Origin of the sequence: Raineya orbicola (assembly GCF_002843425.1) — a bacterium.
In the GTDB taxonomy this organism is placed as follows: Bacteria; Bacteroidota; Bacteroidia; order Cytophagales; family Thermonemataceae; genus Raineya; species Raineya orbicola.
On the sequence record NZ_NKXO01000013.1, the window covers coordinates 60331 to 74541 of the forward strand.

A 14211-nucleotide genomic window follows, 5' to 3' on the forward strand; every position below is an offset into this window, starting at 1 on the left:
ACAATTGCTTAATCCTGTAATTTATGTTCGTTGTTTATACCTCTTCGGCAGGTTCAGGGAAAACCTACACGCTCACCAAAGAATACTTAAAACTTGCTTTGGCAAGCTATGAAAGTGAAAATGGGTTCAATCCGCAATATTTTCGGAAAATCTTGGCAATTACTTTTACCAAGGATGCCGCCCAAGAAATGAAAAACAGAGTACTCACTAAACTGCTTGCTTTCTGGCAAAATCAGGATAAAGATTTACAGAATATTATAGCTCAAGAATTAGGTATTGATACCGAAACCTTACGCAAACGTGCCAAAGATACCTTTGAACAGATTATTTATCATTATTCAGATTTTTCTATAGGTACAATAGATAGCTTTACGAACAAGGTCATCTCTGCTTTTACGCAAGAGCTAAATATACCAAGTAGCTACGAATTGGATTTGGACACCAAAGCTCTTACGCATAACGCTGTCGATGAACTGATTGCCAAAGTGGGTAGCCAACAAGCTGATGATGTAACGAATTTCTTGCTAGAGTTTGTAAAAAATGAAGTAGAAAACGGCGAAAATTGGAGAAATATACACCAAAAATTAGCTCAATTTACAGGAGAGCTATATCAAGAACGCTCTCGCCCTATTGCTCGCAAACTTGCCCAAAAAGAACTGAAAAGCTATCATCAATCTATCAAAGCTCTTGAAAAACTTATCAAGTCTTATGAAAATGATTTGTTTCAGAAAGCAGAAAAATTGTTAAATTTTATTCAAAGTAAAGGTATAAAAGAAGAGAGTTTATACTATGGCGGCAAAGGTTTTTACGGGTTTTTGAAAAGAATTGTTGAAAACCAAGATTTTTTAGCAGAACCGAATAAATACACTTTAGAAACTCTTGATGAAGATAAGTGGTATCCAGATAAATCTAAACAAAAACAACTCATTGATACCTATAAAGAGCCAATGCGAGAGCAGTTATCTTACATTTGCCACAAAATTGAGCGTGAGCGGGAAACGTATGTATTGCTTTCTGCCATTTTGAAAGACCTTTACAAGGTGGCTCTTACGGGAGAAATTCACAGCTCTTTGGAGCTATTCAAAATCAAAAATAATTTGGTGTATATTGCCGAAACCAATGAAAAGATTGCCCAAATTATTCAGAGCGAGCCTATTCCATTTATTTACGAAAGAATTGGCGAAAAATACCAACATCTTTTGATAGATGAGTTTCAGGATACTTCAGTTTTGCAATGGCACAACTTGCTTCCTTTGGTAGAAAATAGCCTTGCTAATGGCAAGTTCAATATGATTGTAGGCGATGCCAAGCAGTCTATTTACCGCTGGCGAGGGGGAGAAATGGAGCAAATTGTAAATTTGGCTTGTGCTTCTTTGCCCGAAGCCAGCCATGCACATATCAAAGGACTAGTGGAAATGGCTGAAATTCATTTTCAAGAACAAGCTGATGCAAAAAGTCTTTTGAATGAGCGTTATGAAACTATCAGGATAAATGTACAGCGTAAAAATTTAGACACCAATTACCGAAGTGATTCAAAAATTATAGAGTTCAACAACACTTTTTTTTCTATTATTGCTGATTGGCGACAAACAGACTACCCGCTTATCAAAAAAGTTTATGACGATTATTTTAGGCAAGATGTACCTCGTGGCAAAGAGCCTAATGGCGAAGTGCAGATACATTTAGCAGAAAAAACAGAAAAGCATAACTACGATGAAGTGACACAAATCAAAATTCTTTCCATTATTCAGGAGAATTTGCAACAAGGCTTTGAATATAAAGATATAGCAGTTTTGTTTAGAAATAAAAGTAATGCCATTAAAGTTGCTAATTTGCTCAAAGAGCAAGGCTTTGAGGTAGTATCTGCCGACTCTTTGGTAGTTTCGGCTGACGAAAAAGTGAGCTTTTTGGTAGCAATGCTGAAAGTGTTAGAAAATTCGGAAAATGTACTTGCAAAATCAGAAGCTCTTTATTTGTTTTTCAAAGCTATTCTCAAAGAAATTCCCACCCAAGAGCAAAATGAGCAAATTCATCAAATTGTTTATGACAAAACGGCTTCTTTGGATAATTTCCTGCAATTTTTCCAAGCAAAGGGCTATTTCTTGGATTTTAATTATCTACAATCTTTAAGTTTATATGAAACTTGTCAGGAAATTCTGCGAACTTTTGAAATATTGGAAAAACATCAAGAAAATTTAGAATACATTTTCAGGTTTTTAGATTGGGTAATGGATTTTGAGGGACAAAATCAGTACAATTTGAGTGATTTGATTGAAGAGTGGGAGCAGAAAAAACACGAAATTGCCGTAGATATTCCTGCTGATAGCAATGCCATTACGATTACAACCATTCATAAATCCAAAGGATTGGAGTATCCTGTCGTGATTGTACCTTATTGTGATTGGCAAGCCGTTCCTGACTACAAACGCAGTGTTTGGATAGCAAAGAATAAACTTGAAAATATTTCTGAGGAAACCCAAAACTTATTGCCTGAATATATTTTGATGGGTCTTAAAAAAGAACACCTGAAAGTTTTGGGAGCATCAAGTCAAGAAGAGGTAGAAAAAGAAGTAGTAGAAAATCTTAATTTGATGTATGTAGCTTTCACAAGAGCGGTACACAAGCTGTATATTATCAGTCGTAATGGCGGTATTGAAGGAAAAGTAGATAAGTGGGTAAACTTTTTTGTACAAAATTTACAAACCGCAGGGAACTTTCAAGCAGATGAAGTACAAGAAAATAGATTATTCCGATTTGGTAAATTTAAACCTGAATTGCGAAAATTGAAAGCAACAGATAAAAAACCAACCTTTGTACTTGAAAAACTTCTTACCAACAAACTAAAACGTATTTTGAAATAGTATACCCTTATGAAACTTATTGATACTCTTTTACTTTCTGCTTCCGTAGGATTTCTTATCATTGGTATTTATGAGATAATGATGGGCAGATTTGCTGAAAATTATTGGGTGCTAATGATGATGTTGATTAGCTTGTTTATTTATGGCTATCGTAAAAATTTGAGAGTAGAAAAAGAAAAAATGCAAGTAACTCAAAAAAATAGCTCACAAGGCAAAAATAAAACTAAAGGTAGTTTGAAAAAGTAAAGGTTTGCCTTCTATGCAGCAGGTATTTTTTCCTTATGGATTGAGCAATTTTCCGCAGGTAGTCAGCGAGTATGTATATGTGGATAAGACTTCCTACATAGAGCTACTGGAAACAAGGCGAGAACGTTTTTTAGTGTATTTGCGTCCTCGCCGCTTTGGGAAAAGTTTGTTTGTATCGCTTTTGGAGCATTATTACGATATAAACCGAAAAGCAGATTTTCAGAAATTATTTGCTAATTATTATATTGGGAAAAATCCTACACCCAAGGCAAATAGCTATCGGATATTGTATTTCAATTTTAGTGCCATAGATACTACAACAGCCGAAAGTAGCCGAGAAGGTTTCAATTCCAAAGTAATGGCGGCATTAAGCGAGTTTTTTGAAAGAAACGCCATTTTTGAAACGGATAAGAAAAAAGAAATTTTTTCTTTTGGGAAAGCAGAAGAGATGCTTACACATTTTTTTAGAAGCTACCCTGCAAAAGCTGAGAAAATCTACTTGCTCATAGACGAATACGACCACTTTACGAATGAAATACTTGCCCGCAATATTCAGGAGTTTAAGGAAACGGTATCTTTGAACGGTTATGTACGAAAATTTTACGAAGCTATCAAAAATGCCACACAACAGGGCATTGTAGATAGGTTTTTTATTACAGGGGTTTCGCCGATCACAATGGATAGCCTAACGAGTGGTTTTAATATCATCAAGCACCTTACCCATGAAGAGGAATTTGAGGCAATGATGGGCTTTTCGGAGTCAGAGGTGCAAGAACTACTGAATTTAGTGCTGACCGATAAAAGCCGAGAGGAGCAAATAATGCAAGATTTGCGGGATTATTACAATGGCTATCGTTTTTATCCATTGAGCCAGCAGAATATTTACAATTCGGATATGGTGCTGTATTTTCTTGACCATTTCAAGAAAAGAGAGGAATATCCACGTCAGATGTTAGACCCGAACATCGCTCCTGATTATGGTAAGCTCAAACAGATGTTTCAAGTAGCGAATTTGCAAGCAAACTTGCAGGTTTTGGAGGAGGTTTTAGAAAAAGGTAGTGTAGAAAGCGAGCAGATATATCTGTTTCATTTTGAAAAAGATTTTGGCAAGAAAGAATTTGTGAATTTTCTGTTTTACTTGGGGAATTTGACGATTAAAGAAACCTTACCGAGTGGGTTTATCTCTTTCAAAGTCCCCAACAAAGTGATAGGCGATTTGTATTGGCAGTATTATTCGGAGATTTTGCAGAATTATGGCGAGCTAAAAGGCTTGCAAGATGATACACAACAAGCTCTTTCGGATATGGCAATTACAGGGAATTACGAAAAGTTTTTCGCTTTGATAGAAAAGTTATTGCAAAATCTTTCCAATAGAGATTACATTCGTTTTGATGAGAAACACGTGAAAATGGTCTTTTTGGCATATCTGATAAATGCAAATATTTTTTGGGTGCAGAGTGAGCGAGAAGTAGCAGGAGGAGGCTATGTAGATATAGAGTTATTTATTCGTCCTAATAATCCTTTTACGCATTATCAGTTTGCCATTGAATTGAAATATTTGAAAAAAGAGCAGGAGGCTTTGCTTGCAGAGACAATGCAAGAGGCGAAAGAGCAAATTTTGAGTTATTACCGAAACGATACACTTTTACAAAGCAAAAAAATGCTCAATTTGCTCGCAGTGGTAGTGGTGAAGGATAAGGTTTGGGTAGAGAAAGTAAAAGGGGCATAAAGCCCCTTCTTTTATACTACCGCAAAAGGATACTGATTGTTTTCAATAAGTACCTGTGCGATGCGTTGGCAGGTTTCTTTTTTGTTGATAGGCTCAATTTTGGTAAATCTGCGTAAGCCCATTAGCATTGCTCGCTGTTCGTCGCCTACGGCAAAAGAATTGATAGCATCTCTGCCAGCTTTGCTGAATACGTCTAATGATTCGTGTAAATAAAGCAAAGCCAAATCTTTTTCAGTTTGGCAAGCCTTTTCGCCACGCAATTGGATAAGTTTTTCTACTCTTAGAATCACCGATTCAGAAACATATAGCTCAATGAGCATATCAGCAAGGTACATCATTACTTCTTGTTCTTCGCTAATTTTTGCTCCGAATTTTTGAGCCGCCGCCCCTGCAATCATCAAAATAGATTTTTTCATACCTTTTAGCAGAGCTTTTTCGGCACTGAAAATTTCAGAATAATCGGGGGTAGAAAAATCAGGAATGCTCATTAGTTCTTTGGCAACGGCTTGGGCTTGCGAAAGTACATCAGATAGTTCGCCTTTCATTGCTCTACGCAAAATAGTACCTACGGCAAGCATTCGGTTGATTTCGTTTGTACCTTCAAAAATTCTATTGATGCGAGAATCGCGATAGGCTCTTTCCACAGGCGATTCAGCAGAGTAGCCCATACCTCCATAAATTTGTACAGCTTCATCTACCGAAAAATCCAAGGTTTCAGAGCCGTGAACTTTCATAATAGCACATTCAATAGCAAATTGCTCAAAACTTTTTAGTTTGGCTTCGGCTTCGCTAAGTCCTTGGGCTATGTAGGCTTGAATGGTATCTTCAATGTTCTGTCCTACGCGATAGTTGGCAGAGTCGGTAGCAAAAAGGCGAGCCGCTACCAAAGCTAATTTCTGACGGATAGCACCAAAATTATTGATAGAAACGCCAAATTGCTTTCTTTCGCGTGCATAATTGATAGCGTAATTGAGAGCCTCACGAGCACCACCTACTGCCGCTACCGATAACTTGATACGACCAATGTTGAGAATATTCACTGCAATTTTGAAACCATTTTCGCGTGTAGAAAGCATATTTTCCACAGGTACTTTGCAGTCGTTGAAGAAAATTTGGCGAGTATCTGACCCCTTGATACCCATTTTCTTTTCAGGTTCGTTCATTGTGATACCGCCAAAGCCTTTTTCTACAATAAAAGCAGTGAGGTTTTTATCATTATCAATTTTAGCAAAAACAATGAAAATATCAGCAAAACCGCCGTTGGTAATCCACATTTTTTGTCCATTGATAAGGTAATATTTACCATCAGGGGTGAGCGTGGCTTTAGTTTTTCCTGAGTTGGCATCAGAACCGCTATCGGGTTCGGTTAGGCAGTAAGCGGCTTTCCATTCACCCGAAGCCAATTTGGGTAAATATTTCGCTTTTTGTTCTTCATTGCCATAATATTGTATGGGCAAAGTACCTATTCCTGTATGAGCTGAAAAGGCAACGGCAAAGCTATGTCCGCTACCCAAGTAATCGGCGGCAAGCATTGTAGAGTTGAAATCCATACCATAACCGCCATATTCTGTGGGTACGCCAATCGCTAAAAGTCCCAGTTCGGCGGCTTTATCCAACATTTTCACCATTAGCTCGGGGCTTTTGGCGTTATCTATCTCATCAAGACGTGGCTTTATTTCTTTTTCAATAAAATCTTTGCAGGTCTGAGCGAGCATTCTTTGCTCCTCATTAAAATCTTCGGGAATAAAAACGGTGTGAGCAAGAGTTTCTTTCACGAGAAACTCACCTCCCTTTACGAGTTCTTTATTTTGCACTGTTTCCATTAGAGTATGATTTTGTTGGGTAATACATTAAAAATGCCAAATTTTATTTGGATAACGCAAATGTAAGCAAAAATGTTATGCAAGCAGAGTATTTTTTTGAAAAAATTTGATATTTGGGCTCAATCATTTGTTTTTTTGGTATTTTATCAAGTTGGAATATGATTTTTTTGAGATGATAAAAATTTCATTATGCTTTTTTGAAATGAAACTTGAATTTCTCTAAGATATCTTGTAAATTAGCTCACAAAGAAATTTTCTATGAAGTGCTTTTCAATAGTAATAAACTTGCTTTTTCCCGTTTGGGTAGCTTATGCCCAACTGCAAGAAACGGCTCGCTACGAGCAGAAAATTCCTCGCAAAATGGATTATACTTTTGAGATTTTACCTTTTCTGCAAGAAAAAAAAGTGATTTTGTTTGGGGAAAAAGAAGATAACGAAGAATATCAACGCCGCAAAGTGTATTATTTCAATGTTTTGGATAGCAATTTGAAAAAAGTTGCTGAAAAAGAATACCGATTAGAACGAAAATGGGAGTATTATGGCTATTACACAGATAGCACTCACTTGTATCTGATTTTTTACACTGATAATCAAAAGCAGTTTGCACTGATTTCTTACAATGCCAACAATGACATAGAGTATAGGCAGGGTGATTTACCCTTTTCCATTAGTCCTATTTCTTTTGTGGTATTTGGCAACAATCTGTTTATGGTAGGCAGTTATAGGGGGAAAGATGTCATTATTGATTTTAGCTTCTTTGATAATTCGGTAAAAGTAATTCCTACGTTTTTTGATGAAAAATTAGATATCAAAAATATTTCTATCAATAAAGACGAAGGCACTGCTCACGTACTTGTGCGAGAGCTAAAAAGAGGTGAAAAGCAGTTTTATATTCAATATTTGCAAAGCAATGGAAAAATATTAGACAAGCTCAAACTTTCTTTTGAAAAAAAGCAATATCCAACGGAATTAGAGCCGTTGATTTATCAAAATGAAAATTTTTTGATAGGTACATATGGCGATGGGCAAAGCCATTTTTATTCGCAAGGCTGGATTTTTGGTAAATATGAATTTGGTAAAAAGCCTTATCTAACTTTTAATTCCTTTGACAATTTGGGTCATTATTTTGATTACATTCCCAACGAAAGCCGCCGAAACAAAGAAATAGAAAAAGTAGAAAAAAAACGCAAAAAAGGTAAAAGCTACAACTACAAATTGCGAGTACATTTACACAAACCATTTTTCTGGCAAGATAAGATAATTGTAATGGCTGAATTGTATCAGACTTCTTATCAATATAATAATTCCATTATTTCACCTTACCCAATGATGACAACCAATCCTGCCTTGCTCACGCCCTATGAGCGTTTGGCTTTGCGAAGCTGGGGGGCATATTATCCTACGCCTAATGTACCTATTTTTCATTTTGTTCATTCTTTGGTTCTGGCTTTTGATGCTCGTGGTAATTTGCTTTGGGACAATGCCTTGCCTATTAAAAATATAACCAAGAGTAATTTATATCCTAACGTTACGATTGCTTTGCAGGAAAATCAGTTTTTATTGCTACAACCTCACGAAAAGGGTATCAACTTGCGTGCTTGCAGAGAAAGAGAGGTGATTTATGAAAATAACGAAGTGCCTTATCAAAAAAACTATACCATTGTTCCTGAAAAAGAGAATAAAATACGTCCTATAAATAACCTGATTTTCAGATGGTTTGGTGAATATATACTCATTTCGGGCATTTATAACCCCAAAGCGGATAAGATTTTTACACGAGAAGAAGATGTGTTTTATCTTGCGAAAGTAAAATTTATCAAGCCCGAAGAAGCCAAAAAATAAACCCCTAACCAATTCGTAAATTAAAAAACAAAAATATAAGAAGATGGTTTATGATTAGGTCTTAAATAATTTCTTATGAAGAGCCTTCGTATGAGATATTTTTTTCTACCGCTTTTTCTTTTGAGTTTATATGTGGTTTGGGCTCAAAGTGATACTTTTTCGCAAGATTTCAAAAAGTTTCGCTTTCAATATAAAAAAAACAATCGGGTAGGAATGTGGATTTTGGGTTCTTGGGCGGTAGGAAATATGCTTGCCAGTGGAGCAGTACTTGCTTTTGCCAAGCCACAAGACGAAAGCAAGTATTTCTACCAAATGAATATAATGTGGAACACGGTAAATTTGGGACTTGCGGGGCTTGGGCTGTACCAAAATTATCAGTCAGATGAGATGCTTACTTGGCAATCAGTACTTGCAGAGCATCACCAAATGCAAAAAATTTTACTATTCAACGCAGGTTTAGATGTAGGCTATATAATGACGGGCTTTTTCCTGAAAGAAAAAGCAAAAACGGCTCAAAAGTTACCTGAACGTTTGCGAGGTTGGGGAAAATCCTTAATTTTGCAAGGTGCTTTTCTGCTTGCCTTTGATGTAGGGCTTACGATAGCTCATAGCAAAAACGGCTCAAAAATGCAGAAGTTTTTAGAAAAAGTACAAATCACAAGCACTGAAAATGGTATAGGTCTGATTTATTTTTTACATTAGATGACAAAGGATAAAATATTGAATATCAGTGATTTGATTGAAAAAATCAAAACTTGGAAACAAGCAGGTCTGAAAGTGGTTTTTACAAATGGTTGTTTTGATATACTGCACCTTGGGCATATAGATTATTTAGAAAAGGCTCGGCATTTGGGCGATAAATTGGTGGTAGGCTTAAATTCGGATAGCTCGGTGCGGCGTTTGAAAGGTGTAGAGCGTCCTATCAATCCTGAATATGCGAGGGCAAGGGTGCTGGCGGCTTTGGAATTTGTAGATGCCGTTTGTGTATTTGAGGAGGATACGCCAAAAAGTCTGATTGAAAAAATTTATCCTGACATTCTGACAAAAGGTAGTGATTATACGCTTGAAAATATTGTTGGTGCGGATTTTGTTATGAGTTATGGGGGGCAGGTCAAGACAATTGATTTGGTAGAAGGATTTTCTACTACCCAAATACTTGACAAAGCCAAAAATTCTTTGTAATATTGTAACTCTTTTCGGCAAAACTAAAAACACAAAAAAGCTATGTATTGGATAATTTTAGGTGTAACAATGCTGGTGAGTTGGCTCGTGAGTAATCGCTTGCGTTCTAAGTTTGCCCATTATTCGCAGATACGCCTGCGTAATGGTATGACAGGTCGTGAGGCTGCCGAGCAAATGCTACGTGATTATGGTATTTATGATGTACAGATTACTTGCGTACCTGGTCAGCTAACCGACCACTACAACCCGATGAATAAAACCGTCAATTTGAGCGAAGAGGTATATTATGGTAGTTCTGCGGCGGCGGTAGCTGTAGCCGCTCACGAATGCGGACACGCCGTTCAGCACGCTACGGCATATAGTATGCTGCAGTTCCGTTCGGCTATGGTGCCTCTGCAAAATGTGAGTGCTACCATTCTTAACTTTGTAATGATTGCTTCTTTCATTGGTGGCTACGCTTTGTATCGTACTATTCCTATCACGAGTATTTTGTGGGTAATAGTAATTGCGTATAGTGTAATTACTTTATTTAGTTTGGTAACGCTTCCTGTGGAGTTTGATGCCAGCAAGCGAGCCCTTGTGTGGATGACTAATAGAGGAGTAGTAAGTAGCCAAGAACATACTATGGCAAAAGATGCTCTCTTTTGGGCGGCAATGACTTACGTTGTAGCGGCGATTGGTTCATTAGCGATGTTGGCTTATTATGTTTTGCAACTTGTAGCCGCCTCCAGCAGAGAACGTTAAAAAAGCATTGTGTTTTTACACAATAATGACGATTAACTGTGCTAATGGCACAAGAAAGAAAACCTACAAAATCATTTTTGTAGGTTTTTTGTTTATGAAAATATTGCAAGTGCAGTTTAATACCAAAAAAATTTGCTATACAATATTTTTTTCATTGATGATTTTTTTGTTTTTACTTAAATCTATATCCTCAGTTATGATTTTGTAAAGGTTTATGGTAGGGATTACAAACTTATTAAAGATTGTACCTTCTGTTTTAGCGTGCATTACACCTCTTGCTGTGCCAATTGTTAATAGTAGTAAATGTCTTGCTGTATCTTGTTCTATTATCATAGCTTCTTTAATAAGAGGACTTTTTATTTCAAAAAAGCACGAAACTTGTAATATTAAAAAAGGATTATCTTGGCTAAAAATAAATTTTATTGAAGTAGCGATAACATCTCTGTTTTCGTTGATACCAAACTTTATTTCAAGACTGAAACGTATATTCTCATCATCAGGATTAAACAAAGCCTCTATTATTGCGAATTGTTCGGTGCTTATTTTTAGTAATTTGAACATATTACATTTTTAGATTTTTAGCAAGAGGTAGACATATAAAGTAAATTTTCAGATACTCTTTCAAACTCATTGTTTTTTTCCAAAGAGAATAGTTTGAAAAATTCATTTGAGCAAAAGGTTTCAATCGTATAGTTTTTAAGTGTCGAAAAAGAATTATTTTCATTAGAGACATCAACGATTTTAGTTTCTAAACATTTTTCAAGTTTGCTAATGGTTTCTAATGTTAAATTTTCTTGTCCTCTTACAATTTTACTGACTTGTTGTGGAGAAACACCCATTCTTTCGGCAAGTTCTTTTTGAGAAATGCCTTTTTCATCTAATATGGATAGTATTCGTAGAGCAATTCTTTGAGAAATCTTTATCCATTCGGCGTTTTGCCTACGCCACTCTTGTTCGTTAATCCAGTCGTTATTTTTTTTAGCTATTTGATTAAGGATAGCTATTTTATCCTTTGGGGTTTTCATACCTATTTCTATTTAATTTATTTATTCATTTATTTTTTATTTATTCGTATAAATCTCGTTCTATGAGATAATTCTTTAAAAATTTAATTTTTGAGAGTTCTTGGGATAAATATTCGTTTTCTTGCATTGTTTTAACAAGTTTTATGCCACCGCCAGAAATAACATAACAATTTTCACCAAGTCTTACTGCATATATTCGGAAAATGAACTTTTTATATTTACTTTCTTGATAATCTGCAAGAGTATACTCGTTATTATTTAAAGGTCTGAAAATCGCGTCTAATTGTATTGATTCTTCTCCTTTTGCTGCAGATAATAGTTTGTTAAAGAAAAACGCACTTCTTTCTAAAATTTGAATTTTTAATTCATCTACACTAAACTTGTAGTAATTACTATAAGTTATTTTCTTGAAAAGTGTATTAACGAATTCTGGGTTTTGCCAATTCCTACGCAACTTTTCAAACTCATTAAATTCTTCGTCTTCAAACTGAACTGCAAACAAACTCCCTTCAACTATTGCAAAGATATCAACAATTTTCACAAAAATCAACTTATAGGTTTATTTTTTTTGAAAAAAATTTTTTTACAGCCTTAAAAATATCTAAAAATAGTCTGATAACCAAGAACTTGATTTTTTATGCAGAAAAAATTGTCTTTGCCATAAAATTTTTATACCTTTGCACCCGAATTCAGGTATCACTTAAAATTTTACAACCTATATGGCAATTACTGCACAAGATGTGAATAAACTTCGTCAGATGACGGGTATGGGTATGATGGATTGCAAGCAAGCCCTTACCGAAGCAAATGGTGATTTTGAAAAAGCCATTGAATTTTTACGCAAAAAAGGTGAGAAAATCTCTGCTAAACGTGCCGATAACGAAACCAAAGAAGGTGTTGTGATGATTTATACCAATGAGGCACAGAATGAAGGCATTATGTTTGCTTTCAACTGCGAAACTGAGTCAGTAGCGAAAAACGCCGAGTTTAATGCTTTGGCAGAAAGAATTATGAAAGCGGCTATCGCTCAAAAACCTGATACTATTGAACAACTTATGCAATTGGCTTCAGATGGCAGAACTTTACAAGAATATGTTACAGATTTTATTGGAAAGGTAGGAGAGAAAATTTTGGTTACGGCTTATGCCAAAGTAGCAGGCGAAAAAGTAACTTCTTACTTACATAGCAACAATAAACTTGGAGTGCTTGTGGTTTTAGAAGGAACTAATGGTGTAGATTACAAAGAAATAGGCAAAGATTTAGCTATGCAAATTGCCGCTATGAACCCTATTGCAGTAGATAGAGCTGATGTTCCTCAGCATATATTGGATAAAGAGCTTGAAATTGGTATGGAGCAAGCTCGCAACGAGGGCAAACCTGAAAATATGCTTGAAAAAATTGCACAAGGCAAAGTGAATAAATTTATCAAAGAAAGCACTTTACTGAATCAGGAGTTTGTGAAAGATAGCTCAAAAACAGTGGCTCAATATTTGCAAGGTATCAGCAAAGATTTGAAAGTAGTTGCTTTCAAACGTATTTCAGTTGCCTAAAAGGCATTTTCTATACATCAGACGCTGTAAGGAATATGCTTCTTTACAGCGTTTTGTTTTCTTAAAAAATACTAATAACTATGAAAAATTTTCAGAGCGTTGTGTTGTGGGTACTCGTTTTGGGGCTGATAGGCTATACTATTTATGACAAAAAGTTTAATAATGTATTATATGAGCAATACCAAGACGGCTCTTGGCATCAGACACAACTCATAGATTTTCGCTTGCCCGAAAGACTTTATTTTGCTGATGAGCCTGTTCCTTTGGAAGATATGAATGTGCGTCATCGTTTGGATAGAGAGTTTTATGCCTTTATTTTTGCTCACGCAGGTACAGCAATGACTATCCGTAGGGCTAATCAGTGGCTTCCGCGTTTTGAAAAAATTCTTTCAGAAATGGGCGTGCATACGGATTTTAAGTATTTACCCATTATTGAAAGCAATCTTATGCCTCAAGCAGTTTCGCCTATGGGAGCAGGTGGTTTATGGCAAATTATGCCCGAAGTAGCTAAGCAGTATGGTTTGGAAATCAATGAAGAAATAGATGAACGCTTTCACCCTATCAAATCGGCTTACGTGGCGGCTCGTATTCTGAAAGAAAATTATCAGAAATTTGGGAGTTGGGCATTGGCGGCGGCGGCTTATAATGCAGGTGCGGGCTATTTGGAAGGAGCTATCAGCTTTCAAAAGCAAAAATCTTATTATGATTTATTTCTGTATCCCGAAACAGCCCGCTATGTAATTCGTTTGGTAGCTTTTAAGCATATTTATGAAAATCCCCAAAAATACGGCTATCAGATGAGGCAAGAAAGTTTGTATTGTTTCCCACCTTTGCGGACAATAAAAATTAAAGAAAATATTAGTGATTTGGTGGATTTTGCTGAAAAAAACGGGGTTTCTTACCGAGTACTTGTAGAGTACAATCCTTGGATAAAAGGTAAAACGCTTAGCATCAAAGAAGGAAAAACGTATGAAATAGAACTTCCTTATCCTTCTGCTAATCGTAGCGAGGGTGAAGCAAAAGACAATAAAGATAGTTTGAAAAAAATGAAAGTAGAAAAATAAAAAAAGGGTGGTGTTTAGCAATATGACCGCCAAGTTATGAATTAGTGGATATTGACGGCGTTTAATTTAACAAAATTAAGAAAGATTTCATCATTAAGAAAATCCTTATTGTTTTTTTGTGAGGTATAAAAAAAATACTTATAGC

13 protein-coding genes are annotated in these 14211 nt (G+C 35.8%); 9 read left to right on the forward strand and 4 right to left on the reverse strand.

All coding sequences use genetic code 11. The features are described from left to right. Positions 1 to 23: 23 nt before the first annotated feature. From Rain11_RS05270 to Rain11_RS05280, 3 genes are read left to right on the forward strand one after another with little or no spacing between them, the layout of a single operon-like run. Positions 24 to 2861: a UvrD-helicase domain-containing protein gene (locus Rain11_RS05270; RefSeq protein ID WP_101358300.1), complete on the forward strand. Its 2838-nt coding sequence runs from the start codon at positions 24 to 26 to the stop codon at positions 2859 to 2861. Positions 2862 to 2870: 9 nt separating this feature from the next. Then, on the forward strand, positions 2871 to 3107 hold the full coding sequence (locus Rain11_RS05275; protein ID WP_101358301.1) for a hypothetical protein: 237 nt from the start codon (positions 2871 to 2873) through the stop codon (positions 3105 to 3107). Between the two features lie 13 nt (positions 3108 to 3120). Beyond that, the gene (locus Rain11_RS05280; RefSeq protein WP_101358302.1) at positions 3121 to 4836 is read left to right on the forward strand and encodes an AAA family ATPase; all 1716 of its coding nucleotides are present in this window, start codon (positions 3121 to 3123) and stop codon (positions 4834 to 4836) included. A gap of 11 nt (positions 4837 to 4847) precedes the next feature. Here the strand turns inward: Rain11_RS05280 and Rain11_RS05285 are convergent, their stop codons facing one another. Continuing rightward, complete coding sequence (locus Rain11_RS05285; RefSeq protein ID WP_101358303.1) at positions 4848 to 6659, reverse strand: acyl-CoA dehydrogenase family protein; 1812 nt, start codon at positions 6657 to 6659, stop codon at positions 4848 to 4850. 258 nt (positions 6660 to 6917) lie between these two features. Here Rain11_RS05285 and Rain11_RS05290 point away from each other — a divergent pair, with 258 nt between their 5' ends. From Rain11_RS05290 to Rain11_RS05305, 4 genes are all read left to right on the forward strand, one after another. Further along, the gene (locus tag Rain11_RS05290) at positions 6918 to 8501 is read left to right on the forward strand and encodes a hypothetical protein (protein WP_101358304.1); all 1584 of its coding nucleotides are present in this window, start codon (positions 6918 to 6920) and stop codon (positions 8499 to 8501) included. Between the two features lie 75 nt (positions 8502 to 8576). Next, positions 8577 to 9203 carry a DUF6992 family protein gene (locus Rain11_RS05295; protein WP_101358305.1) on the forward strand — a complete coding sequence of 209 codons (627 nt, stop codon included), beginning with the start codon at positions 8577 to 8579 and terminating at the stop codon, positions 9201 to 9203. Continuing rightward, positions 9204 to 9683, forward strand: a complete 480-nt coding sequence (gene rfaE2, locus Rain11_RS05300; protein WP_101358306.1) for a D-glycero-beta-D-manno-heptose 1-phosphate adenylyltransferase — start codon at positions 9204 to 9206, stop codon at positions 9681 to 9683. A gap of 42 nt (positions 9684 to 9725) precedes the next feature. Continuing rightward, the gene (locus Rain11_RS05305; RefSeq protein WP_101358307.1) at positions 9726 to 10427 is read left to right on the forward strand and encodes a zinc metallopeptidase; all 702 of its coding nucleotides are present in this window, start codon (positions 9726 to 9728) and stop codon (positions 10425 to 10427) included. Positions 10428 to 10562: 135 nt separating this feature from the next. Here the strand turns inward: Rain11_RS05305 and Rain11_RS05310 are convergent, their stop codons facing one another. From Rain11_RS05310 to Rain11_RS05320, 3 genes are read right to left on the reverse strand one after another with little or no spacing between them, the layout of a single operon-like run. Next, entirely contained in the window at positions 10563 to 10988 is a 426-nt protein-coding gene (locus tag Rain11_RS05310; RefSeq protein ID WP_101358308.1) for a hypothetical protein, read from the reverse strand. A 17-nt stretch (positions 10989 to 11005) separates the two neighbouring features. Continuing rightward, positions 11006 to 11452, reverse strand: coding sequence for a helix-turn-helix transcriptional regulator (locus tag Rain11_RS05315; RefSeq protein WP_101358309.1), 447 nt, complete (start codon positions 11450 to 11452; stop codon positions 11006 to 11008). A gap of 40 nt (positions 11453 to 11492) precedes the next feature. Continuing rightward, entirely contained in the window at positions 11493 to 11993 is a 501-nt protein-coding gene (locus tag Rain11_RS05320) for a hypothetical protein (protein WP_133121514.1), read from the reverse strand. Between the two features lie 178 nt (positions 11994 to 12171). On the opposite strand from Rain11_RS05320, the gene tsf reads away from it, so the two are divergent. Together tsf and Rain11_RS05330 are read left to right on the forward strand one after the other, a co-directional pair. After that, the gene (gene tsf, locus Rain11_RS05325) at positions 12172 to 13002 is read left to right on the forward strand and encodes a translation elongation factor Ts (RefSeq protein WP_101358311.1); all 831 of its coding nucleotides are present in this window, start codon (positions 12172 to 12174) and stop codon (positions 13000 to 13002) included. Between the two features lie 80 nt (positions 13003 to 13082). Then, complete coding sequence (locus Rain11_RS05330) at positions 13083 to 14066, forward strand: lytic transglycosylase domain-containing protein (RefSeq protein WP_101358312.1); 984 nt, start codon at positions 13083 to 13085, stop codon at positions 14064 to 14066. The last annotated feature ends 145 nt before the right edge of the window (positions 14067 to 14211 follow it).

Coding starts and splice junctions, on each gene's coding strand:
- Rain11_RS05270 (WP_101358300.1), top strand. CDS start 24: ATGTTCGTTGTTTATACCTCTTCGGCAGGTTCAGGGAAAACCTACACG.
- Rain11_RS05275 (WP_101358301.1), top strand. CDS start 2,871: ATGAAACTTATTGATACTCTTTTACTTTCTGCTTCCGTAGGATTTCTT.
- Rain11_RS05280 (WP_101358302.1), top strand. CDS start 3,121: ATGCAGCAGGTATTTTTTCCTTATGGATTGAGCAATTTTCCGCAGGTA.
- Rain11_RS05285 (WP_101358303.1), bottom strand. CDS start 6,659: ATGGAAACAGTGCAAAATAAAGAACTCGTAAAGGGAGGTGAGTTTCTC.
- Rain11_RS05290 (WP_101358304.1), top strand. CDS start 6,918: ATGAAGTGCTTTTCAATAGTAATAAACTTGCTTTTTCCCGTTTGGGTA.
- Rain11_RS05295 (WP_101358305.1), top strand. CDS start 8,577: ATGAAGAGCCTTCGTATGAGATATTTTTTTCTACCGCTTTTTCTTTTG.
- rfaE2 (WP_101358306.1), top strand. CDS start 9,204: ATGACAAAGGATAAAATATTGAATATCAGTGATTTGATTGAAAAAATC.
- Rain11_RS05305 (WP_101358307.1), top strand. CDS start 9,726: ATGTATTGGATAATTTTAGGTGTAACAATGCTGGTGAGTTGGCTCGTG.
- Rain11_RS05310 (WP_101358308.1), bottom strand. CDS start 10,988: ATGTTCAAATTACTAAAAATAAGCACCGAACAATTCGCAATAATAGAG.
- Rain11_RS05315 (WP_101358309.1), bottom strand. CDS start 11,452: ATGAAAACCCCAAAGGATAAAATAGCTATCCTTAATCAAATAGCTAAA.
- tsf (WP_101358311.1), top strand. CDS start 12,172: ATGGCAATTACTGCACAAGATGTGAATAAACTTCGTCAGATGACGGGT.
- Rain11_RS05330 (WP_101358312.1), top strand. CDS start 13,083: ATGAAAAATTTTCAGAGCGTTGTGTTGTGGGTACTCGTTTTGGGGCTG.